This is a genomic window from Paenibacillus pabuli (assembly GCF_039831995.1).
GTDB lineage: Bacteria > Bacillota > Bacilli > Paenibacillales > Paenibacillaceae > Paenibacillus > Paenibacillus pabuli_C.
This window is the reverse complement of the sequence record NZ_JBDOIO010000003.1, coordinates 1,957,070-1,978,804: the sequence shown is the minus strand read 5'-3', so window position 1 is coordinate 1,978,804 and position 21,735 is coordinate 1,957,070. Positions and strand designations below refer to the sequence as shown.

20 protein-coding genes, 1 tRNA gene and 1 riboswitch are annotated in these 21,735 nt (G+C 48.3%); of the genes, 16 read left to right on the top strand and 5 right to left on the bottom strand.

The genetic code is table 11. The features are described 5' to 3' along the window. Positions 1 to 114: 114 nt before the first annotated feature. Both ABGV42_RS10785 and ABGV42_RS10780 read left to right on the top strand, forming a co-directional pair. Positions 115 to 930 carry a GTP pyrophosphokinase gene (locus ABGV42_RS10785; RefSeq protein ID WP_175399759.1) on the top strand — a complete coding sequence of 272 codons (816 nt, stop codon included), beginning with the start codon at positions 115 to 117 and terminating at the stop codon, positions 928 to 930. Beyond that, a complete protein-coding gene (locus ABGV42_RS10780; RefSeq protein ID WP_347381656.1) occupies positions 917 to 1,417 on the top strand; it encodes a DUF309 domain-containing protein in 501 nt (166 codons plus the stop codon). Before ABGV42_RS10785 ends, ABGV42_RS10780 begins: the two co-directional genes overlap by 14 nt. Before the next feature lie 185 nt (positions 1,418 to 1,602). On the opposite strand, the gene ABGV42_RS10775 is transcribed toward ABGV42_RS10780, so the two are convergent. Next, complete coding sequence (locus ABGV42_RS10775) at positions 1,603 to 2,148, bottom strand: thioredoxin family protein (protein ID WP_347381655.1); 546 nt, start codon at positions 2,146 to 2,148, stop codon at positions 1,603 to 1,605. Between the two features lie 217 nt (positions 2,149 to 2,365). On the opposite strand from ABGV42_RS10775, the gene ABGV42_RS10770 reads away from it, so the two are divergent. From ABGV42_RS10770 to ABGV42_RS10760, 3 genes are read left to right on the top strand one after another with little or no spacing between them, the layout of a single operon-like run. Continuing rightward, positions 2,366 to 4,021 carry an RsmB/NOP family class I SAM-dependent RNA methyltransferase gene (locus tag ABGV42_RS10770; protein ID WP_347381654.1) on the top strand — a complete coding sequence of 552 codons (1,656 nt, stop codon included), beginning with the start codon at positions 2,366 to 2,368 and terminating at the stop codon, positions 4,019 to 4,021. After that, a complete protein-coding gene (locus ABGV42_RS10765) occupies positions 4,018 to 4,764 on the top strand; it encodes a pseudouridine synthase (RefSeq protein WP_347381653.1) in 747 nt (248 codons plus the stop codon). Before ABGV42_RS10770 ends, ABGV42_RS10765 begins: the two co-directional genes overlap by 4 nt. Then, positions 4,745 to 5,206 (top strand): hypothetical protein, encoded by a 462-nt coding sequence (locus ABGV42_RS10760; RefSeq protein ID WP_347381652.1) that lies wholly within the window; start codon positions 4,745 to 4,747, stop codon positions 5,204 to 5,206. The genes ABGV42_RS10765 and ABGV42_RS10760 overlap by 20 nt, the downstream gene beginning before the upstream one ends. Here ABGV42_RS10760 and ABGV42_RS10755 read toward each other — a convergent pair. Next, positions 5,143 to 5,499: a hypothetical protein gene (locus ABGV42_RS10755; RefSeq protein WP_347381651.1), complete on the bottom strand. Its 357-nt coding sequence runs from the start codon at positions 5,497 to 5,499 to the stop codon at positions 5,143 to 5,145. The genes ABGV42_RS10760 and ABGV42_RS10755 overlap by 64 nt on opposite strands. A gap of 196 nt (positions 5,500 to 5,695) precedes the next feature. Here ABGV42_RS10755 and ABGV42_RS10750 point away from each other — a divergent pair, with 196 nt between their 5' ends. From ABGV42_RS10750 to ABGV42_RS10740, 3 genes are all read left to right on the top strand, one after another. Further along, positions 5,696 to 6,499 (top strand): Cof-type HAD-IIB family hydrolase, encoded by an 804-nt coding sequence (locus ABGV42_RS10750; protein ID WP_347381650.1) that lies wholly within the window; start codon positions 5,696 to 5,698, stop codon positions 6,497 to 6,499. 101 nt (positions 6,500 to 6,600) lie between these two features. Continuing rightward, a complete protein-coding gene (locus ABGV42_RS10745; protein ID WP_347381649.1) occupies positions 6,601 to 7,665 on the top strand; it encodes a hypothetical protein in 1,065 nt (354 codons plus the stop codon). Positions 7,666 to 7,766: 101 nt separating this feature from the next. Beyond that, a complete protein-coding gene (locus tag ABGV42_RS10740; protein ID WP_347381648.1) occupies positions 7,767 to 8,312 on the top strand; it encodes a GNAT family N-acetyltransferase in 546 nt (181 codons plus the stop codon). Positions 8,313 to 8,423: 111 nt separating this feature from the next. On the opposite strand, the gene ABGV42_RS10735 is transcribed toward ABGV42_RS10740, so the two are convergent. Beyond that, complete coding sequence (locus tag ABGV42_RS10735; protein ID WP_347381647.1) at positions 8,424 to 9,818, bottom strand: RsmF rRNA methyltransferase first C-terminal domain-containing protein; 1,395 nt, start codon at positions 9,816 to 9,818, stop codon at positions 8,424 to 8,426. A gap of 192 nt (positions 9,819 to 10,010) precedes the next feature. Here ABGV42_RS10735 and ABGV42_RS10730 point away from each other — a divergent pair, with 192 nt between their 5' ends. Then, positions 10,011 to 11,141: a glycosyltransferase family 4 protein gene (locus ABGV42_RS10730; RefSeq protein ID WP_347381646.1), complete on the top strand. Its 1,131-nt coding sequence runs from the start codon at positions 10,011 to 10,013 to the stop codon at positions 11,139 to 11,141. A 107-nt stretch (positions 11,142 to 11,248) separates the two neighbouring features. On the opposite strand, the gene ABGV42_RS10725 is transcribed toward ABGV42_RS10730, so the two are convergent. Next, positions 11,249 to 12,307 carry a YkvI family membrane protein gene (locus ABGV42_RS10725; protein WP_347381645.1) on the bottom strand — a complete coding sequence of 353 codons (1,059 nt, stop codon included), beginning with the start codon at positions 12,305 to 12,307 and terminating at the stop codon, positions 11,249 to 11,251. 204 nt (positions 12,308 to 12,511) lie between these two features. Here ABGV42_RS10725 and ABGV42_RS10720 point away from each other — a divergent pair, with 204 nt between their 5' ends. The 4 genes from ABGV42_RS10720 (at position 12,512) to ABGV42_RS10705 (ending at position 14,310) form a co-directional block, all read left to right on the top strand. After that, the gene (locus ABGV42_RS10720) at positions 12,512 to 13,093 is read left to right on the top strand and encodes a xanthine phosphoribosyltransferase (RefSeq protein WP_095358832.1); all 582 of its coding nucleotides are present in this window, start codon (positions 12,512 to 12,514) and stop codon (positions 13,091 to 13,093) included. Between the two features lie 96 nt (positions 13,094 to 13,189). Beyond that, positions 13,190 to 13,519 carry a hypothetical protein gene (locus ABGV42_RS10715; protein WP_095287969.1) on the top strand — a complete coding sequence of 110 codons (330 nt, stop codon included), beginning with the start codon at positions 13,190 to 13,192 and terminating at the stop codon, positions 13,517 to 13,519. Between the two features lie 118 nt (positions 13,520 to 13,637). Beyond that, positions 13,638 to 13,856: a hypothetical protein gene (locus ABGV42_RS10710; RefSeq protein ID WP_347381644.1), complete on the top strand. Its 219-nt coding sequence runs from the start codon at positions 13,638 to 13,640 to the stop codon at positions 13,854 to 13,856. Between the two features lie 124 nt (positions 13,857 to 13,980). Beyond that, positions 13,981 to 14,310 carry a carboxymuconolactone decarboxylase family protein gene (locus ABGV42_RS10705; protein ID WP_347381643.1) on the top strand — a complete coding sequence of 110 codons (330 nt, stop codon included), beginning with the start codon at positions 13,981 to 13,983 and terminating at the stop codon, positions 14,308 to 14,310. 79 nt (positions 14,311 to 14,389) lie between these two features. On the opposite strand, the gene ABGV42_RS10700 is transcribed toward ABGV42_RS10705, so the two are convergent. Continuing rightward, positions 14,390 to 14,854: a C40 family peptidase gene (locus ABGV42_RS10700; RefSeq protein ID WP_347381642.1), complete on the bottom strand. Its 465-nt coding sequence runs from the start codon at positions 14,852 to 14,854 to the stop codon at positions 14,390 to 14,392. Between the two features lie 5 nt (positions 14,855 to 14,859). Beyond that, positions 14,860 to 14,991: riboswitch (cyclic di-AMP (ydaO/yuaA leader) on the bottom strand. A 360-nt stretch (positions 14,992 to 15,351) separates the two neighbouring features. Between ABGV42_RS10700 and ABGV42_RS10695 the strand changes: the two genes are divergently transcribed. From ABGV42_RS10695 to ABGV42_RS10685, 3 genes are all read left to right on the top strand, one after another. Next, positions 15,352 to 15,436: transfer RNA gene (locus ABGV42_RS10695), tRNA-Leu, on the top strand. Between the two features lie 174 nt (positions 15,437 to 15,610). Next, positions 15,611 to 17,203 (top strand): alkaline phosphatase family protein, encoded by a 1,593-nt coding sequence (locus ABGV42_RS10690; RefSeq protein ID WP_347381641.1) that lies wholly within the window; start codon positions 15,611 to 15,613, stop codon positions 17,201 to 17,203. A gap of 586 nt (positions 17,204 to 17,789) precedes the next feature. Continuing rightward, positions 17,790 to 21,692 (top strand): X2-like carbohydrate binding domain-containing protein, encoded by a 3,903-nt coding sequence (locus tag ABGV42_RS10685; RefSeq protein WP_347383203.1) that lies wholly within the window; start codon positions 17,790 to 17,792, stop codon positions 21,690 to 21,692. Positions 21,693 to 21,735 lie beyond the last annotated feature (43 nt).

Genomic DNA, 21,735 nt, shown 5'->3' with positions numbered 1-21,735 from the left:
GAACGAAAATATAGAAGCTTGGAAGAGGGTATTGCGTACGGGACTCTTCCCCCCGCTGAACATCATGTATAATAGATTAGAACAGGGGACGCTATAGAGACAGGAGGCATAAGCATGGACGGTAGAGACTGGGGTACATTTTTACTTCCTTATGAACAAGCGGTAGAGGAATTGAAAGTCAAATTCAAGACGATGCGAGCGGAACTGAAGAAACGGGAAGAATACGCCCCGATTGAATTCGTTACCGGTCGTGTCAAAAAAATATCCAGCATTCTGGAGAAATCCAGACGTCTGAATGTGCCACTAGATCAGGTAGAGACGGGAATTGAGGATATTGCGGGAATCCGTATTATGTGTCAATTTGTGGATGATATTCGCAGAGTGGCGGAATACATTCGCGGACGCAAGGACTTAACGGTGTTGATTGAAAAGGATTATATTACGAACTTCAAAGAGAGCGGTTATCGCAGTTTCCATATGATTATTGAATATCCTGTTCAGACGGCTCTGGGACAGAAGAAAGTGCTGGCCGAGATTCAGATCCGGACGCTGGCCATGAACTTCTGGGCTACGATAGAGCACTCGCTGAGCTATAAATATCGGGAAAGTCTGCCGGATGATATGCGGGCAAGACTGAAGAAAACGGCTGAAGCCGCTTTTGTATTGGACAATGAGATGTCAGCCATCCGTCTGCAGATCCTCGAAGCGCAGAAGGAGTTTGAAGATGATTCGAACATCGTCTCCAAGACGCTGTCCATCATACATCAGTTGTATTTCTACCATCTCGTTAATGAGGCCATTGAGGCTCAGAAGCGCTTTAACGACTGTTGGGAGCGTCATGATATGGAAGCGTTGAAAGACTTGTTGGACGATGTGAAGGCACTTCTGAATTCGGCTAGGAAGGGCGAAAACCCCGATGAGCAGCTATGAGCCGCTGTATATAGATTATCTGATCTATTTTAACCGTGATCAGGACTACTTCGAATGTCATGAGGTATTGGAGGAGCTGTGGCTGGAACAGGATCGGGATCCCTTTTATAAAGGGTTGCTGCAGATTGCAGTTGGCTTGTATCATTTCAGAAACCGCAATCTTCGTGGAGGCCGGATGATGTTACAGAGTGCTGTTGAACTGCTGGAGCATTATTCTGAGCACACTCGTGGCATTGAGCTTGGGCAGCTGGTCGAGGAAGTGAAGGAACTGGTCAGAGGTCTGACAGGTCCTGGAGCGGAGGATGTTCCATACAGGGATCTCACGATACGGATCTGGGATGAGACACTGACAGATGAATTTCGGGAACGATCTTTGCAACTGAAACCCAACATTCCACAGCGTCGCAGTCCGACGCGGGGACGCATCTATGAAGAGAAAATGAAAGCAATACAGCAGGAACCCAATTTCGACAAAAATCAGAATTAGTATAGATGGCATTATGCATGCATATCGGATATAACATAAATCACCCCGGCAGAACCTTGGATAAGGATTTGCCGGGGTGATTTATGGTCTGCGTCTATTTAGATATGAAAGCTCTGGATAAGTACGAAGCTTGTCCACCTGAACAGCTTGAAGTGAGACGTTGACTTGTAGTCATAGATGACTCTTTAGTTTGCCGAAGCCGTTGAGTTGGCCTTATACTTGTCAAAAAATTGTCTGTAGTCATCGAGGGTATAGCCGTTGTCACTGCCGTTCTCCTGCAGTCCGCCCACCATGCGGTCCTTCTCGACGCCATCTTGATAATAAACCAGCGTAGGTGTAAATTCGATATTATAATCCGTCCAACCAGAATCGAACTCACGCAGATTGAATTGTGGCAGATCAATACCTGCTTCGTCTACCAGCGGCATCAACTGCGGTGTAGTTGCACGGCAATGCGAGCAGTCAGAGGCGAAGAAATAAACGAAAAAGCTATCCTTGTTTTCAATTTTAGATTTGAGATCATCCGGCAGGATAATCTGTTGATAGTTAGGATCATCGAGCAATTCGCGTGTAGCCGGATTAAGCTTGGAAGCTGCAATACCATAAGCATTCTCCACAGCGTCCATTTGTTTCTTGGACTGTTGGTTTACTACGACAAGCGCTGCAATCAAGACCACGAAAATACCCAGGAAAATCAGGATTGAGGCACTTTTCTTTTTCTTCGATTTCATTGGACATCCCCCATCGATCATATCAAAATATAGTTTTGGCAAAAATAGAGTTTGGGATAAAATACATAATCACCCGTTTTTTGCACGAGAATCAACCTACTTGTCATTATACAACATTACACGCTGTAGTGGAATATGCAGTGAATCAATAGGAAAGCTGCACCGGGATATGATAACATAGAACAATATGCATTTTAACAGGACAGGATGAGTGAATATGGCTGTACAGCTACCTTCAATCTTCGCCGAGCGGATGAAAAACTTGCTCGGAGATGAGTTTGAACAATTTATGAAATCATATGAACAGTCTCCGCATGCGGGACTTCGAGTGAATACGTTGAAAATATCCATGGAGCAATTTGATGAATTGGCTCCTTTTGATTTGCGGCCCATTCCGTGGTGCGGGACGGGCTTTTATGTGCCACATGGTGTAAAACCAGGTCTACATCCGTACTATCATGCAGGTCTATATTACATTCAGGAACCAAGTGCGATGGCTCCGGTTGAACTGCTGGGTGTGCTGCCAGGAGATCATGTGCTGGATTTGTGTGCAGCACCTGGCGGCAAGTCTACCCAGATCGCAGTGAAGCTGCAGGGCAAGGGAGTTCTGGTGACCAATGATATTCATTCCGAACGAACCAAGGCGCTTGCCAAGAATGTGGAGTTGTACGGTGTACGAAACGCTGTGGTGCTGAATGAGTCGCCTGAGCGGATTGCCGGTGCATTTCCGCATTATTTTAATAAGGTGCTCATTGATGCTCCTTGTTCAGGAGAGGGTATGTTCCGTAAAGATGAAGACATGGTCAAGTCATGGGAACATCATTCAGTGGAGAAATGTGTGCTGATGCAGCGGGATATTCTGGAGACAGCTGCGAAGCTGCTCGCTCCGGGGGGAACGATCGTTTATTCCACGTGTACGTTTGCTCCGGAGGAAAATGAGGCCATGATTGCCGAATTCCTGAATCTCAATCCGGACTTTGCTGTCAATGATATTCCGGAAGCAGCCGGGTTCGCCCCCGGAAGACCGGATTGGGTACGCCAGATGCTGCCTGAAACGGCAGAAAAGACGAGTGTTGTGTTGGATCAGACACGTGGTACTGCCAGATTGTGGCCTCACTTGTTGGAAGGAGAGGGGCATTATGTAGCTGTATTGCAGCATCGTGCTGGAACTTCTGCAGAACCAGGCAGCAGCGTTGAAGATGAGAAGGAGACTGTAACCAAAATCCCCGAGGATCAAGCGATTGCTGTCACTCAGCCGCTCACCAAAGCGGATCGAAAACGCGAACGATTGATGAGAACCGAATCGAGAGAACAGAATGTTAGACAAGCTCGAGGCGGCAAACACGAGGGGAAAGCGGGAAGAAATAACGAGCGTGATGCTCGTAAATCCAATCGTGGCAAAGGTCGAGGAACGGATCAGATGAACATTGACCCGGGAACAGTGTATCAACAATTTATTGAAGATCATGTGGAACTCGAGCTCCTTGGAGAAACGGTTTTTTACGGTGACCGAGTATATCAATCGTCTGTTGGTGCATCGCGTCTGGAAGGGCTCAAAGTGATCCGGCCCGGATGGTTTATGGGTACCGTAAAGAACGGAAGATTTGTCCCGTCTCATCCACTGGCTTGTGCGTTGAACAGCGCTGAGGCGAAGAGGGTCATAAACCTGGCTTCTGCGAATGGAGAAGCGGTGAGGTATCTTAAAGGCGAAACGTTGAATATTGAAGAAGCGCGCGTGGAGTGTGCGGCAGAGGCAGCTGCCAAAGGTTACGCTCTGGTATGCGTGGATGGATATGCTCTCGGTTGGGGGAAGTGGCTGGATGGCGTGCTGAAAAATGAGTACCCGGCTGGCTGGAGGTGGACATCCGTATGAGTGACAAGGGAAAGAAGACACAGCGTCTCGATAAAATATTGAGTCACATGGGTGTAGGCACCCGGAGTGAACTTAAGAAAATGGTGAAGCAGGGCAGAATTCTTGTTGATGGCAAAGCTGTGAAAGATAGTGGAATGCAGGTGAATCCAGAGACAAATGTAATTGAAGCCGATGGAGAGCGTATCGTTTACCGTGAAACGATCTATTTGATGCTGCATAAACCTCCGGGTGTTGTGTCAGCAACAGAAGACGCCAGGGATAAAACCGTTCTGGATCTCCTGCGCAAAGAGGACCGGGTATTCGATCCATTCCCTGTAGGGCGACTCGATAAAGATACGGAGGGACTGCTCATTCTGACGAATGACGGTCCGCTTGCGCATGATCTGTTATCCCCGCGCAAGCATGTACCCAAAACATACGAAGCCCGTGTATTGGGGAAAGTGGATGATGAGGATGTTGAGCGCTTCAAAGCTGGCATACAGCTGGATGACGGTTATGAAGCCATGCCAGCCGAGCTGACCGTGCTTCATCATGAGGAGACGGAGGAGGGAGTGATCTCTTCGATCTCTCTCATTATCCACGAGGGTAAGTTCCACCAGGTAAAACGGATGTTCCAGGCCGTAGGCAAACGAGTGGTTTACCTGAAACGGGTAGCCATGGGCGACCTTCAGCTTGATGCAGAGCTTCCGATTGGCAGGTACCGCGAACTAACCGCAGACGAGCTTGCCTGTCTGCGTAAGTAAAGCTCCCGCCCTTCGCAGAGCGGAGCAGGGAGCCGGGCAGAGGGCGAAGCGCTGCCCACCAGCCGCAGGCGTAAGCTCCCGTCCTTCGCGAAGTGAAGCAGGGAGCCGGGCGGAGGGCGAAGCGCTGTCCACCAAGCCGCAGGCGCAAGCTCCCGTCCTTCGCGAAGTGAAGCAGGGAGTTGGGCAGAGGGCGAAGCGCTGCCCACCAAGCCGCAGGCTTAAGCTCCCGTCCTACGCGAAGCGGAGCAGGGAGCTGGGCAGAGGGCGAAGCGCTGTCCACCAAGCCGCAGGCGCAAGCTCCCGCCCTTCGCAAAGCGGAGCAGGGAGCCGGGCAGAGGGCGAAGCACTGCCACCAAGCCGCAGGCTTAAGCTCCCGTCCTACGCGAAGCGGAGCAGGGAGCCGGGCAGAGGGCGAAGCGCTGCCCACCAGCCGCAGGCGTAAGCTCCCGTCCTTCGCGAAGTGAAGCAGGGAGCCGGGCGGAGGGCGAAGCGCTGTCCACCAAGCCGCAGGCGCAAGCTCCCGTCCTTCGCGAAGTGAAGCAGGGAGTTGGGCAGAGGGCGAAGCGCTGCCCACCAAGCCGCAGGCTTAAGCTCCCGTCCTTCGCGAAGTGAAGCAGGGAGCCGGACGGAGGGCGAAGCCCTGCCCACCCACGCCGCAGGCGTCAGCTCCCGTCCTTCGCGGAGCGGAGCAGGGAGCCAGGGCAGAGAGCGAAGCACTGCCCACAATGGTCGCACTTAAGCTTGGCCTGGATTCCGCGGTAAGCGGAGATTCAGGCAGACAAGCGCTCCCACACCCACCGTCACATAGCAAGAACCGACCAAACGCCGATCAACAGACGGGAGTCCAGAGGGCAGAGCCCTCTGGGGCCCTCCCTCGGAAGGGAGGGTTTGGGAGGGTGCGATACCCCAACACATGAGGAGTGAAGACCCGATGACAATCAAATTAATTGCGCTTGACGTAGATGGCACACTGCTTAACGATCATCATGAGCTTACCGAATGGACCCAAGAAATTTTGATCCGTGCTTCCCGCCAGGGAGCCGAGATTGTCCTGTGTTCGGGCAGAGGCCCGGCCAATACTATTCCTTTTATGAAGCGAATGGGGCTTGATGGTTATGTGATTACACACAACGGGGCGGTGACTGCCGAAGTGGAGAGCCGTGAGATTGTGCACAGGTTTGCCATGGATGGCCAGGGATTGGAGCCCTTTGTGACGTATTGCCGTACAAACGGTGTGCATTTTGACATCAACACGGCATTTGGATTATATGTGGATCAGCCGGAAGGATTGGAATTACAGGTGCGGGAGATGTACACCAACTTCATGATGGAGCCCTTAAAGCTGCCGCAGTGGGCGGATCTGACAGAACCACTTGCCAAATTCACCGCGTTTGGACCATTGGAGCAGATGGACAAGGTTCAGCAGGAATGGGGAACATGGAATCTGCCTTACTACATGACTCGCAGTGGTGACTTTTTCATTGATCTAATGCACCCGGAAGCCTCCAAGGGAGCGGCGCTGAAGAGACTGGCCGAATCCAAAGGTATTGTGCCTTCCGAAATTTTGGCAATTGGCAATTACTACAATGACATTACGATGCTGACTTATGCAGGCAAAGGAATCGCGATGGACAACTCACCGGAAGAGGTGAAAGCCGCTGCGGATGAAGTGACACTCTCCAACAACGACCAGGGTGTTGCGCATGCCATTCAAAAACATGTCCTAGCTGTCTAAACCAAAACACATTTTTCATTTTCAAAGGGTCCTGCTTCATAATCTACTGGCCTCATGGGTAACCTATGAGAATACCATTAGAAATGGAGGAGGACAGGCACATGAAACAGAAAGTGGAGCTGATCCCGGATCTGCGTACATCAGGTGGTGAAGTGCTGGATGTAATGGTGAATGATCAATACGCGGGTTCACTTCTGCTGGTATACAGAGAAGGAGACCGTTTGTCTGGCAGTCTTCAGATGGAACGAGAATTGGTTTCAGAGGATGCGGAAAAGCACATCATTGATCAGGTTCATGCCTATATCCGATCACTTACGGATGCAGTGGAGGCTATCTATTATGAAGTGCTGGTTAGCTGCGGCACATTGCATTCGGTCCTGCAAAACCTGGAATTTGATCCGGAACGGCAATCGGATGATATGGACGATGTGGCTGATGAATACATGGATGACATGGATTTGGATGACTCACGAGTAATTCCTGACACAGCAGATGAAGCTTTTACATATGAAGATCGGGAACATGTGCTGGAGATGGAGCTTATATCTGCCGGACGAAGCATATCGACCTATGTGTTTAACGATTCTGGCGGGAATGAGCTGGCTGAAGCTTCATTGAAACAATATGGGGCCGACATTCAAGGCGAGATACATTGGTATGACGTACCTCTGGAGAGTCAGCTTGATGCTGCGGCAGAACTGCTTGTAAGAGAACTCGATGAAGAAGTTATCGACACGATTACTCTTCGTATGTGGCATCAGGGGAATGAGCTGGAGTCCATGGAGTGGGTGCACCGTGACTTTGTGGATACCTCGGAAGAAGAGGAGTATACCGAATACGAGGAATGGGACAATTCTTACGACGAGATGGACGAAGCAGAAGATACCTGCTATGTCATGTTGGTGCGCAAAGACCGTGAATTCAGGGTCTATGAGCTATTTCTGCAGGAACGTGGCGGATTGCCTGTGGGGACAGCAACCATTGATACCTCTCATGCTGATCTGACGGGTTATATGGATTACGAAGTACCCGGAACCAGTGCACAGCGGCGAGATTTGGTTGAGGTGCTGCTTCAGGAACTGGACAAGGAACTTGAATTCGACACACTGCACCTGACCATGCTGTACCGGAACCAAGTTATTGATGAAGCGAAGATTGACGGGTAAAAGGCTTAGGCCTTTTACCTTTTTTGATTTGTTTTGACGAAAAATTCATTTCCGGGTATAGTTCCATTAGTTCTTATAGAGATCTGGAAGTGGAGGATACCATGAAGCACTCATTTAAAATCATTACAGAATATATTAACGATGATTTCAGAGCGATGCAGGCTCAGCCGGAAGACACGGAGGGTGTGATGTCCCTGCTTAGGGAGACAGCCGAATGGTTACGCAGCCAGGGATCTTCCCAGTGGGGTGCGCTTTTGAAAGGCGAGGATTCCCATGATACGGCAGGGGCAATTCGCCGCGGAGATGTGTTTGTCTTCAAGAAAGCAGGCGATGTGGCAGGGATGGTTATTCTGATGCAGCAGCCAAGTGCTTGGGATACCAATCTATGGGGACCCAAAGCTCATCAAGAGGATGGCGCCGTTTATCTGCATCGTCTGGCGATTCGGAGAAAGTATGCCCGTACCGGACTGGGTCGGGACATTTTGGGTTGGTCCAGCAGTGGAATCCAATTCGAAAACAAACATGTCATGCGATTGGATTGTGTTGGTGACAATGAGAGGCTGAATGAATTTTACCCCCGGAACGGGTATACCTTTGTGGGGGAAATCGATGGGTACAGTACGTTTGAGAAGCCATTACGATCCTAGAGGTAATTAAAAAAAACAGATATTTTTCAACTTGTTAACTCAATATAATGAACAAAAAATAAAGCCGGGTGCAATGATGCTCACCGGCTTTAAGTCATGATACACGTTTGTCTACTGCATGCGTCTAAGACCTTTAGGCAAACGGTTCTTTAACTGTCCTGCACTGGCTTTGCCCCAACCCAGCGGGAGCCCGTTGACAGTCACAAGAGTCCATCCGCTAAGTCCGCTTTCGGCAGGAAGGCTCTCGCCGCGAAGATATGCCGCCACTTGGCTGGTCTCTGCATCCAGGGATACATGCTGCATGTTGGCAGCCTCATGTTGTCCCAGAGCCAGCGCCAGTGCATGAGCAGGTTCGAAGCGTCCTTTTTTCCAGTCACCGACATGAAGGCCTGGCCGGGGCAGCTTCAATCCGTTTAACCGATCATCTGTCAGCAGCTGTGCAGCATGCTCTGGCAATGCATATAAAGCTTCACCAAAAAGCAGGGGTCTTCCGGTTCCGTTAGCTACAGTGTCTGTATGGTCAGAACTCCAGGCTACGTACGCATTCCAGGCGGTTTCCACCTCTTTGGATGACGCAGATTGACGTGGATTCCTGCCTTTTTTGTCTTTGCGTTTACGTGGTTGTTCTTCCTGTTCTTGAGATCCATAAGCTTGGGATCCCGCTTTGGTCACTACAGCTACAAAATGTCCCTCGCCTTGAGCCAAGTGAGGCCAGATTCGTTCGGTCCGCACAAGGGTCAGATCTGGATAAGCGGCAATCAGACGCTCCATCATGCCTTCATTTTCTTCGCGATTGAAGGTGCAGGTGGAATAAGCCAAGGTCCCGCCCGGTTTAAGCATGATATAGGCATCCTGCAAAATGTCCCATTGTCTGTTCACACAAAGTGTGACCAGATCATCGCTCCACTCGGTGACCGCATCCGGATCTTTGCGGAACATACCCTCGCCAGAGCAAGGGGCATCCAGTATGATCCGGTCAAAAGCTGCCGGAAAGCGTGCCGACAATTCTCCCGGCGTTGCACTTGTAACAACAACGGAAGAGAGGCCCATTCGTTCCACGTTCTCTGCCAAGATTTTGGCCCGGGACGGATGAATTTCATTGGAAACGAGCAGCCCCTGGTCTTCCATCAGTGAGGCGATGTGGGTCGTTTTGCCGCCTGGTGCAGCTGCGAGATCCAAAATAATCTCACCCGGTTGTGGCTGCAGCATTTCCACGGCCGACATCGCAGAGGGTTCCTGAATATAGTACAGTCCTGCAGCATGATATGCATGCTTGCCAGGACGTTCATTCGAATGGTAGTAGTATCCCGTCTCGCACCAGGGTACCTGGGTCAGGGAAAAATGCTCTATAACCTGCTTTTTGAGCTCTGCTGTAGCTTTAATGGAGTTAAAACGCAGCCCTTGTACACGAGGTTGATCATAGCTGTCAATAAATGCTTCTGCTTCTGAGCCGAGCATTTCCCGAATATGATGTATATACGACTCAGGGAGTAAAGGCTTGCTCATCTTGTTGCTCTCCTTTTCATTGGCTTACCCGGATGACCCTTACCGGATAAACCGGTAGGGTACTGTAAGCTGCAACTTTGTTGTTTAAAATGGTGAGGATTAAACAGTTATTTCTTTACTGAAACATACGTTCTAATATATCATGATTGAAGATGTACTGAAAGACTGAAGCTAGAAAGGGGGAAACTAACGGTGAAATTGCTGCAGGCGCTTTTCTTTCCTCCGGAGCAGCCCGGAGGTGTATCCTCTATGATTCCGTATATGCAGGAGAGGTTTACGTCTCCGAGGTGGGAGATGGACCTGTTCTCACTGCCGAAGCGAATTCGCAACAAGGGCAGGGAGGACGTGCAGTTCGAAACGTTCGATTGGACCAGGTATCAGGAAAGTCCAGTCGTTCAAAAATATATGCAGACATACCGTGATTACTTATGGTGGACGAAGCTGCGGATTCAGAAGCCTTATGATTTAATTCATGCTCACCATCCCATTGCAGGTCTTGCCATGAAGAGTGTATTTCCAGATACACCACTCATTCAAACCATACACTCCAGTTATGAGCGTGAGTTGATTCTGAATGGACGAATTGAGCCAGGTGGTCTGGATCATCAGTTTCTGATTGCCATTTACGGCGAACTGGAGCATCAGGCAGAGCGGTTGTTAACCGTCTCCGATTCATTTAGACGGTATTTGACTCCCTATGTGAATCGGCCTGACGTCATTGGTATCATTCCGAACGGATTTGATGAGAAACGCTTCAAACCCATCCCCCATGACAATGCCGTCCCGCAACTGGTTACGGTATGCCGGCTTGTTCCGGCCAAAGGACTGGATATTTTGTTCAAAGCCTGCGCGGAACTTAAGGGGCGGGGACATGACTATGTTCTGCATATTATCGGGGATGGCCCGATTCGGCCTGATTTGGAAGAGCTGGCTCAGCGTCTGGGGATTTATAACGAGACTATTTTTTATGGATACACCCTGCATCCGGAAGAGTTCATGCCATTTTTCGATATCTTCGTACTTCCTTCCCGTGCAGAGGCGTTTGGTTCCGTATTTGCCGAAGCAGCACTGAGTTGTCTTGCGCTCATAGGTACCGACGTAGGCGGAATCCCCGAACAGATTGAGAACGGCAGCAACGGGCTGCTCGTTCCCCCTGAGGATCCATCCGCACTTGCTGAGGCGTTGGAGAAGGTCATGCTGGATCCTTCGTATCGTTACGAACTTGCACGCTCAGCGTGTGAGAAAGCCAAGACGCACTATTCGTTGGGCAGATCGGTTAATGAACTGAAAAAACTGTACCTGCAATACGCTAGCAAGGCCTAGATACATCCCTAAAATGAAAGAGAAGAAGCCGCTGTGAGAACAGCGGCTTTTGGCTTTAGATAAAATACGTATTGAAATATCAATCGTTTTCAAACCTTTGTTACAACTTACAAGTTTTTGTGCCTTGCGCGAAAGCTGCCCCAGCGGTCGATCACCAATCTTCCGGCCCAGACTAGGGCAAGACTACCAAAGATCGGATAGAGAATGGATAGAAGAGAACTGAATCCAAACTGGCTGAGTGAGTAGCACAGCAGCATAATGGTTAATGTAATTAATCTGGGGTGTACTTGTAAGTGCTGACCCAGCTGAAGGGTCATGCCATAGATATCTGCGACGAATGTTGTGAATATTTCCATAAAAATTAGAGTTACATACACGGATTGCACAGCGAATCCGAGTTGGAAGGCGATGCTCCCCATTGGAATTTCGAATTGCATGATGCCCGGCATCTGGGCTGACATGGCGAAGTGGGCCGCAAGCAGCATGAAGCCTACGCCGATTCCGCCGAGTACACCGCCCCATTTCAGCACGTTACGATCTCGGATCTGATTGCCTACTGGCACCAGAACGGCTTGGGCCAAAACGAGATTGAAGGATGAGTACAATAGTGGAGACAGCCACACCTGTACAGGATGAGTATCAGTAGTCAGCGTAATGAACCGTAAGGCACCGGGATGGTGTATGGTGCTTGTAATCATAAGTATGGACAACAGGAGCATCATGGGAACCACGATACTATTCATTTGCAATATGGCTTTGATGCCTCGTCCCAGAAGCAGGTACGTTCCCACAATCGTAATAATCAAACCAGTCTGGTAATGCAGTCCAAGATGCTCCACGAAGACAGAGCCTGCTCCGGCAAGCATTACACTGTTTACACCAATGAGAATCAGTAGCGTTATCCAGGTAATCCACTTTCCAGCTTTGTGCCCAAATAGGTGCTTGTTCAGGTCCTCGTAAGAGCGGGAGCCGGTATCATGGGCGATGAGCATCATTTTGGTGCCCAGCCAGACAAATAGTATGGTCGATAAGCCGATGGTGATGGTGGCCCATTTGCCATACTGGGTAAAAAACTGCAATATTTCCTGCCCTGTCGCGAAGCCTGCTCCTACAACCGTTCCGATGTATGTGAATGCGATCTGCAGCACCCGGAATGCCTGTTTCATGCGTTTCCCCTCTCAGGCCCCATAATTGTTTGGACATGCGGGTGCCATGGTACAAGGTATGCTTGACTCTGGTAACTCATGACAATTGGAAGGAGCTTTGCGTCTTCAGAATCGGTCAATGATGGAGGAAAGGCGATTTCGCTTGAACTGACAGCCTCATCTATGATACTTTTACCTCATAGGATAGGCTTGGGAGGTCAAATCATGGAAGTACTAAAACAACGAATTTTACAAGAAGGCGTAGTCATCTCGGATCAGGTGCTGAAGCTGGACGGATTATTAAACCATCAGATTGATCCTGCACTGACGATGGAGATGGGCCGCGAGTTTGCCGCTCGCTTTCGAGAAAGTGGAGTGACCCGGGTCATTACCGTGGAGTCTTCAGGGATTCCGGTTGCTTTTGCCGCAGCTCATGAGCTGGGGGTGCCGCTCGTATTTGCCCGTCGAAAAAAGACGCTTCTGGCAGATCCCGATGCCTACTGTGAACGCGTACCTTCCTTTACCAAAGGGATCGTAACCGATATTATGGTATCCCGCGAATACATTCATGAGAACGACCGTATTTTGTTCATAGATGATATTATCGCCAACGGAGATGCTGCTCGCGGTGTCATCAAAATCATTGAACGTTCGGGCGCGGAACTCGTCGGATTCGGTGTCGTGGTCGAGAAATGTTTTCAGGCCGGAGCACGCACGATCCGTGAGCAGGGAATTCCGGTGGAAGCCTTGGTGCGCATTCGTTCACTGAATGATGGAACCGTGCAATTCGACGATAACCAAATGTGACAGTTTAAAGGAAAAAGCCTATTTTTTGAACAATGCCTTTGCATGACCGCGGATTTCATTTATAATGGGGTTATGTTAGGGAGAGGAGGCAACACCATGGGGAACCAACCGGCATCAGAACAATTTTTTATTGAAAAGCTGGCGGAGTCGAAAGTTCATTTTGAACGTGCCCTGGATTGTAAACATACGGAATTCGATGACCTTTATCCCTATATGATTGAACATCCTCAATTTTTCTGGTACAAACGCTATGTTGCCTGGTCAGAGTTGCTGACCATTGTAGGCTTGTGTGAAGAGTTGTCCTTCGCTTGGAAAGAACAATTTACACCGCATCAAGTGGAGTACCTTGAAGAACGTGTGATGTCCGCCAAAGTGCTTGATTTTTGGTTCGAGAAGAACGACAGCAAAGAGCACGCGCAGCGGTAACTTTCAGTCGGGACATTTTTCGAATGACATAACAGTCCAATACAGTCACGTGAGACCTAAATGACTTTTCATTTAGGTCTCTTTTTGTAAATAATTTTGGAACATAGGAGCCATAGACATGATTAGTGATGCAGAACTGGATGCACTGCGCTTATCGGGTGAAAAAGTAAGAGTGATACGGGATGGTTTGGAATCCAACGATGTAACCGGGATTGTCGTTGCATGGGATGGGGAACAGGTGCTTATCCGTCGCCAGAACAGACGTGTGGTCAAGCTGGATCGTAGCTATCGCTATCAGCTTTTTAGCGAACCACGTCAAAGTCCGGTTGATGAATAGAATCCTTTGGAGACTGATGCATGGAATTACCATGGATGGTTTGGCATAATCCAACCACTCGGGAGAGAAGATAGGTACAGCGAGAATTCGTAAACTTTTCAGCCGAGAGGATGTGCGGGTAGCCATGACATTGATGAATGATAAGGTTCATGCCTATAAGGATCAGATTGGAGAATTAAGAGATGTGTTGCCTGGTGTGGTCAAAGCGTACCACGAATTTACCGGGGAATGTTTTCAGTCAGGTGCGATTGATGCCAAAACGAAGCAGCTGATTGCCCTCGGCATCGGATTGTTTGCCAATAACGAGGTATGTACGTTTTACCACGTGGAAGAGGCACGAGCGAAGGGAGCAACCGATCAGGAGATTATGGAGACGGTTGCCGTAGCCGGAGCGGTAGGCGGCGGTCACGCGCTGTCTCAAGGTGCAATGCGTGTGCAAAAAGCATTACACTAGGTTGTTCCTGTAAGCGAGTTTGAATAACAAGACAGCAAAACAGGCTCTGGAATAATCCAGAGCCTGTTTCTTATGCAATTTATATTTTTCCAAGCATTTTGTTATACATAAACTGTCCAGTTACACGGCGTGCTGTTACATAGCGGTCATTGAAGTATGGGTTCGACAATTTGGTGATGCTGACACCCTTACTGCTAGAAGCATGAGCGAATTGTCCGCCCCCGATGTATACGCCTGTGTGCGAAATGCCACTGCCTGAAGTGTTGAAGAATACCAGATCACCTGTGCGCAGATTGGCTTTGGATACCGGGGTACCTGCCTTGGCTTGTTGCTGTGAAGTACGTGGTAATTCAATGCTATATTTTTCGAAAATATATCTCATAAATCCAGAGCAATCAAACCCGGCCAGCGTCGTGCCGCCCCACTTGTAAGGTATACCAGTCATGTTGTTAACAACGGTGTTGATACTGCTTGCCTCAGTGCTTGCTGCACCAGATGTAAATAGAACGGCTGCGCCAAAAATAGAAATGATCAGTTTTTTCAAAATCGATGTTCTCCCTTCGATGCCTACGGAGTTAGCTAAGGGTTCGGTAGAAGGTTCCCTATATTTCCTATGTATAAGAATAATTCACCCAAAATGGTTCCCCCGTTTTCAAACATGAAACTCGGCAAATGAATAATTAATATTTTGTAACCTTTTGAAACTATATTGCATAAATGCGTAATTGTCAAACGTTTCTTACTCCTTCAATGTTAACGGAATTCAAGACTTTTTGCAGAAAGTAGTAGTTCTACATGTTTATTTATGATGACAAAAACGTAATTTGTGTTTCAACAGCAATCAAACTGGACAAATAAGTAAATTGGAGAGATAGAGGAGAGCAAGTTTCATTTTGAACAGGAAAAGTCAGTTCTCGACCGGATCTTAAACTTCCGGCTGTCATTCTTCTTTAATAATTAAATTAAGTGTTGACTCGTTGGATTCCACATGATATATTATTTCTTGTCGCCGCGATAGATTATCTCGGAGATATACCATATGCGGTCGTGGCGGAATTGGCAGACGCGCACGGTTCAGGTCCGTGTGGGCTAACCCCCCGTGGAGGTTCGAGTCCTCTCGACCGCATCATTTTATTAACAATAGGTTTCTGATCTGCTTTTCTGGCAGATTGGGAACCTTTTTGTTTTTCAAACAAAATACTAGAGTTGCAGTTTGTCCAATGAGAAAGAATGGCAAAATAAACCTCGAATAACCCCAAGATTTTCAAGACAGAATGTACATAAATGGGGTGAATTATCTATGAGGAAAAAAGGGATTCGGATATTGCTTTCGATCTTGTTATTGGACATGCTTATCGGATGTCAGAGCTCGAAACCTAAAGAACAGGATTTGATGCGGATAAATTCCGCTAATGGTGAAAATACGAAAAAAGTCATTTTCCTGATGGTGGATTCTTTAATGTATCAGGCGATCGACCAAGGAATCAGCAAGCAGGAGCTTCCTGCCTTACAATTCCTGATCGAACACGGACAATATTATAAAAACCTGGTCAGTTCTTTTCCCACGATGTCCGTCACGATCGACAGCTCATTGCTTACCGGAGCGTATTCGGACCTTCACCGTGTACCGGGTCTGACTTGGTATTCTGCGGACAACAAGAAAATGATCATGTACGGAACCGGACCGACGGAAGTGCTCAAACACGGAGTTAATCCGGTGTTGACGGATGCTCTGGTCCATTTAAACGGGAGTCATTTGAACAGGAATTTACCCACAATCTATGAGGACCTAGCCCGGCAAGGATTAAAGTCGGGTTCGATCAACGGCCTGATATACAGGGGGACGTCAGATCAAAAGTTGTCGATCCCTCGTTGGGTTCAAATAGCAGCTTCTTTACCAAAAGAGATTGATGTGAAAGGGCCGGACTTACTGTCCCTGGGTGCATTGTCTAATCCGTTTCAAGATATTAAAGATTTGCCGGATGGCTTAACGAATCGAATGGGCATTCATAATGATTTTGCTATTGAAGCCGTAAAATATTTGGTTCAATCCAATAAATTGCCGGATTTTTTGTTTGTCTATTTACCGGATTTAGACCGGGAGTTACATAAGAAAGGCCCCACGGGACTTCGTGGGGTCAAGGAGTTGGATCAGCAGCTTCAATCCGTATTGCAAGCATTCGGTTCTCCGGAAAAAGCTGTGCAAGATGCCATCTTTATCATTGCTGGTGACAGCGGAATGACCCGTATTCTGCCTGCAGATCAAAATCCCGTCATTGATCTGTCCTCTTTGCTCGGAGATGCCCAAATTATGCGTCCGGGTGATGCTGTATCGAAGGAGACTGAACTCATTCTTGCTGTCAATGAAACGATGGCCTATGTATATTCATTGAAAACAGATCGTTCCCTTAGAGATACAGCAAACTTGTTAAAGGATGATCCACGCATTGATTTTATTTCTTGGAAAGAAAAGGAGTGGAATTACGCAATTCAGGGATCAACAGGCAAACAGATCAAATTTAAATCAGGAGGTAACCTAACCGATGTATACAACCAATCCTGGACGGTCGAACAGAACGAAGAAGTACTGGACTTAAGTTTAAACAAGGCTAAACATGCATTGAAATACGATGAGTATCCAGATGTTCTGAAACGGTTGTCAAGCGCGCTTCGTTCACACCAAGGTGAATTTTTGGTTGTCACGGCCAAACCGGGATATGAATTTACCAGCGGCAGTTCACCAACGCACAAGGCCGGAGGGGGCCACGGGTCCATTCGTAAAAAAGAATCGCTTGTTCCCTTGATTATCAGTGGAACAGATCAAAAGCCTGAATATTTACGAATCGTGGATTTAAAAGATTATTTGCTTAACCTTTTAATAAAAAAGACTTAAAGCAAGAAAAAGTGCATTGATGAGTAAACTGTTTGAGTAGTTTGTTCAAGAGATTCGAAGCTTGGGCAAGGACCAGGGGTTTGGCACTTTTTACAAAAACGACCTCGCTTCTACAGTCAATCGGTAGAGTGCAACTTGCCGACCACACGGGTGCGATACCAGAGGAGCCAGCTTGATATTTGCTTTGTGACTTCGGATCGCTGACTTTCGGAATGACTGTTTTGATCATGAGACCACCGGTATCTTAGATACCGGTGGTCTGTTTGCGTTTAATAAAGCTGTGCTTTAGAACATCTTTCGAACAGGCGACATCTTCTGCCGCCAGTCAATGTTGCTTAATCTGCGACGTCTGTGGAAGCCCTAGGACATCCATTCCGATTTTCTTTAGATACAGATCCATTGCCATATGGAGAAATGCCTGTTCTATGGCTGTTGTACCCCTGCTTTCAAGGTGAAATGTACGCAAAATTCCGAATTGTACCTATCTTGAAAATAGTACATCCACTATTCTTTTCTCGTAAGGAAAGCGCTACCATTATGGATTTAATTTCACTATTTCAGAGGGGGTAGGGATGATTTGAAACGAATGGGTAAAAGGATGGCGATGGCTCTTCTGGTGTTCATCATTGCAGCAGTTCAGTTTGGTTTTACAGGAACCAAAGGTCGTGTGGTTGAAGCGGCGGCAGATACAACATTGGCCGAGAAACCGTACATGGGCTGGAGCAGCTACAGTATGCAGGTGTATGACCCTTCCGTAAAATGGACATCCGCGGAGAGCATCAAGAAGCAATCGGATGCCATGCGAGAGAAGTTACAGGCCCATGGCTATGAATATATCAACATTGATGCGGGATGGAACGGAGATAATGATGAATACGGAAGACCGATTCCTAACAAAGAGCTGTACCCGAACGGATTCCAGGAGGTCATTGATTATGTTCATAACAATGGTCAGAAGATCGGAATCTATTTGATTCCCGGTTTATCTATTGATGCATACAACAAAAACCTTGAGATTTATGGGACGGGCGGAGCTTGCCGAATGCAGGATATTGCATATCAGCCGCTTACCGTGATGGATGCTTGGAATGCGTATACCTACAAGATTGATTTCTCAAATCCATGTGCTCAGAAGTACATTGATTCCATCGCTGATCTTCTGGGCGAGTGGGGTATTAACTTTGTCAAATTCGACAGCGTGACTCCAGGATCAGGAATTAACAATCTGAGCCGGGATGCACGGGGAGATGTGGAGGCTTGGTCCAAGGCTTTGGCAAGGCATAATATCTGGTTCGAGCTTTCATGGGCACTGGACCACAACTACGTGGATTTCTGGAAAAAACACGGCAACGGCTGGCGTATCGACTGGGATGTCGAAGCGTACGACAGCAATGTGGGTCTGACACAGTGGGCTAATATTGCACGCCTGTTTCCGATCGCCGCACTTTGGTGGCGTGATGCAGGGCCTGGCGGATGGAATGATTTTGACTCACTAAACGTTGGCAATGGTTCCATGGATGGGCTCACCAAGGATGAGCGAAAAACGGCCATGACATTCTGGGCGATCTCCTCTGCGCCGTTGTATACAGGGAATGACATGACCAGGCTGGACAGCTATGGACTTGAACTTCTTACCAATGACGAAGTGATTGCTGTCAATCAGGCTGGACGTCCGGCCCATCCGGTATCGATTGATACCCAGCAGCAGGTATGGTATGCCAATAACGGGGACGGAACGTACAGTGTGGCTCTGTTTAACTTGGGTAACCGGAGTGCTGAGGTCAACGTCAATTGGAGCGATATCGGTCTGGAAGGATCGGCGTCCGTCCGTGACCTGTGGAGCCATTCCGAACTGGGTACCTTTAACGAAGGATTCAGCAGTGGTTTATTGGAGCCTCATGCTTCACGAATGCTAAAGGTCAAGGCACTGAGCGGAACATCGACTGTGAATGACGATGATACAGGTATGCGCTATAACGGAGATTGGAAGCGAAATGGAGGCAAGGAGCAATTAGAGGGTTCGCAGGACCTGAGCATAGCGATTCAAGATTCCACAGGCAATGAGAGAGCGAATGCGGATACAGCAAGCGATTCCAATGTGGCAGATGAACCGGCTGCTGTACCTTCCTTTTCAGGAGACGATGCCACGGTTACCGAGGTGGTCTACGTCAACGATGACGACAGTGAGATACAATACACAGGTTCATGGAATTCGAATGCCGGCAGAAGTTTCGGAGACTTCAATGATGATGTGCATTATACGGAAAAAGACGGCGACTATTTTGAATACACGTTCACAGGCACAGGCATCGAGCTGCTGACAGAGAAGCATCGAGAGCAGGGAGATATGAGCATTATTCTCGATAATGGAGAGGCAGAACTGGTAAGTGCGTATACCGATGGAGAAAGGGAAGTTCAGCAGGTATTGTACAGCAACACAGATCTGCCAAGTGGAACACACACCCTGAAGGTTGTTAAGGCATCGGGCCAATACATGCTTCTGGATGCACTCAAGGTAATCAGGGAAAAAGAGGCTGTTGGGCAGAACAGTACAATAATTCCAACTGCTGCAGACTTCGACAAGGCAGTGGATCAGCAGACAGATGTAAAAGTCACGTTAAACCTGAACGGCAATACGTTAACTGGTGTGGAGTATGATGGGGGTCATCTCGGCGAAGATGACTATGATGTCGTTGACAACACGTTAACGATCAAGAAACAATACCTCAGACAGCTGCCCGTGGGGACAACGAAGTTAAACGTGGTATTTAGGGCGGGTGATCCTCAGACGCTGGCGATTAAGGTTATTGATACTTCAGGAATCCGATTTGCCATGATTAATAACGACGATCCCGCAATTAAGTATAGCGGCAATTGGTCACGCAGCACAGGTAGGGCATTTGGCGACTATAAGGATGATGTGCATTACGCCGAGCAGAATGGCGATTATTTTGAGTACGAATTTAGGGGAACCGGTATTCAGTTTTTTACGGAAGTCGATCCGTCCCAGGGTGACATGGATATTTACGTGGATGGTGAGTTCAAGGAAACGGTAAGTGCTTACCGTGACGGACGTTTGGCACAGCAAAAGGTTTATAGTATTTCAGGGCTGCCAGATGGACTGCACACACTTAAAGCCGTGAAAAAGTCGGGACGGTTCATGCTGCTTGACTTTCTTAAGGTGGAGATTCCCAATATCATAGAGCCGGTGAGCGCTGTTTTTGACAAAGCTGAATCTGCGAAAGCCGATATTGAAGTGACCCTTTTACAGGAACCGGAAAGTTTCAAGAAGATTATGAATGGGTCACACGAGCTGGTTAAGGGAACCGACTATGAGGTATCAGGGGATAAGGTGATGCTCAAAAAATCCTATCTTGCTGCGCAACCTCTCGGCACGTTGAACCTCCGTTTTGTTTTTGGCGGCGATTACCTCAATGATGTTCATTATTCGGCGGTAAATGGTGATTCCTTTGAGTATGTCTTCAAAGGTACCGGCATAAGTATGATTACTCCTACAGGGCCACAGCAGGGTGAGGTGGAGATCTACATCGATGGAAACCTCGTGCAAACGGTGGACACGTACAGTCAGGGACGTAAAAATGGGCAGGAGATATACAGCATATCGGGTATGACAGGTGGTGTGCATACGCTGAAGGCTGTTAAAAAGTCCGGTGAGCTCATGCTCACGGATCAACTGAAATTCACGATTGCTGCTGGGGACAGCGGGCCAACGAATCCAACCAATCCAACCAATCCAACCAATCCATCAGGGCCTGCTGTACCTTCCAATCCAGGTGGACCGTCAACTCCTGTTGTACAGCCTCCGGTTAATCCTGCTCCGGAAACAGGTACGGGAGAGGAACCTGCCGGGAACCCGGATGATCAGACGACTCGGCATGAGGCGTATATGAACGGTTATAAGGACGGCCTGTTTAAACCGAATAACAAGATCACCCGCGCAGAGATGGCAACCCTACTCGCCAAAGTATACGAAAAAGATGCTGCACCATCAGGTGTCACATTCAGTGATGTGGATTCTTCCCATTGGGCAGCAGAAGCCATCGACAAGGCTGCGAAGATGGGACTGATGCAAGGTTACAAGGATGGTACATTTAAACCGAACCAGTCATTGACCCGTGCAGAGATGGCAAGTCTGGCTGTGAGCCTGGCTCCGGATACCGCCAAGGCGGGTGGCGGATTCTCTGATATCGGCAGTCATTGGGCTAAGGAAGCCATTCTGAAAGCTCAAGGCCTGGGAATTCTGACGGGTTACAAGGATGGCACCTTCCGGCCGAATGCTGAGTTGACACGAGCGGAAGCCGTTGTTGTCATTAACCGGGCGTTGGGAAGAGGACCGCTTACTGGAGTTTCGCAGCCTCAGTGGAAGGATGTTTCACCTTCACATTGGGCTTTCGGAGATATTGAAGAAGCGTCCGTTGATCATGTATCGAAGCGTGCTGCAGGTGGCGGAGAACAATGGGTGGAATAGGCTGAAATATAGTGTAAGTGAGAAGGGGACCATATGGTCCCCT

Excerpts from the sequence above, each read along its gene's own strand:
- ABGV42_RS10705 (WP_347381643.1), top strand. The coding sequence starts at position 13,981 with ATGACATTGATGAATGATAAGGTTCATGCCTATAAGGATCAGATTGGA.
- ABGV42_RS10740 (WP_347381648.1), top strand. The coding sequence starts at position 7,767 with ATGAAGCACTCATTTAAAATCATTACAGAATATATTAACGATGATTTC.
- ABGV42_RS10780 (WP_347381656.1), top strand. The coding sequence starts at position 917 with ATGAGCAGCTATGAGCCGCTGTATATAGATTATCTGATCTATTTTAAC.
- ABGV42_RS10745 (WP_347381649.1), top strand. The coding sequence starts at position 6,601 with ATGAAACAGAAAGTGGAGCTGATCCCGGATCTGCGTACATCAGGTGGT.
- ABGV42_RS10685 (WP_347383203.1), top strand. The coding sequence starts at position 17,790 with ATGGGTAAAAGGATGGCGATGGCTCTTCTGGTGTTCATCATTGCAGCA.
- ABGV42_RS10690 (WP_347381641.1), top strand. The coding sequence starts at position 15,611 with ATGAGGAAAAAAGGGATTCGGATATTGCTTTCGATCTTGTTATTGGAC.
- ABGV42_RS10720 (WP_095358832.1), top strand. The coding sequence starts at position 12,512 with ATGGAAGTACTAAAACAACGAATTTTACAAGAAGGCGTAGTCATCTCG.
- ABGV42_RS10725 (WP_347381645.1), bottom strand. The coding sequence starts at position 12,307 with ATGAAACAGGCATTCCGGGTGCTGCAGATCGCATTCACATACATCGGA.
- ABGV42_RS10770 (WP_347381654.1), top strand. The coding sequence starts at position 2,366 with ATGGCTGTACAGCTACCTTCAATCTTCGCCGAGCGGATGAAAAACTTG.
- ABGV42_RS10785 (WP_175399759.1), top strand. The coding sequence starts at position 115 with ATGGACGGTAGAGACTGGGGTACATTTTTACTTCCTTATGAACAAGCG.
- ABGV42_RS10765 (WP_347381653.1), top strand. The coding sequence starts at position 4,018 with ATGAGTGACAAGGGAAAGAAGACACAGCGTCTCGATAAAATATTGAGT.
- ABGV42_RS10775 (WP_347381655.1), bottom strand. The coding sequence starts at position 2,148 with ATGAAATCGAAGAAAAAGAAAAGTGCCTCAATCCTGATTTTCCTGGGT.
- ABGV42_RS10735 (WP_347381647.1), bottom strand. The coding sequence starts at position 9,818 with ATGAGCAAGCCTTTACTCCCTGAGTCGTATATACATCATATTCGGGAA.
- ABGV42_RS10710 (WP_347381644.1), top strand. The coding sequence starts at position 13,638 with ATGATTAGTGATGCAGAACTGGATGCACTGCGCTTATCGGGTGAAAAA.
- ABGV42_RS10750 (WP_347381650.1), top strand. The coding sequence starts at position 5,696 with ATGACAATCAAATTAATTGCGCTTGACGTAGATGGCACACTGCTTAAC.
- ABGV42_RS10715 (WP_095287969.1), top strand. The coding sequence starts at position 13,190 with ATGGGGAACCAACCGGCATCAGAACAATTTTTTATTGAAAAGCTGGCG.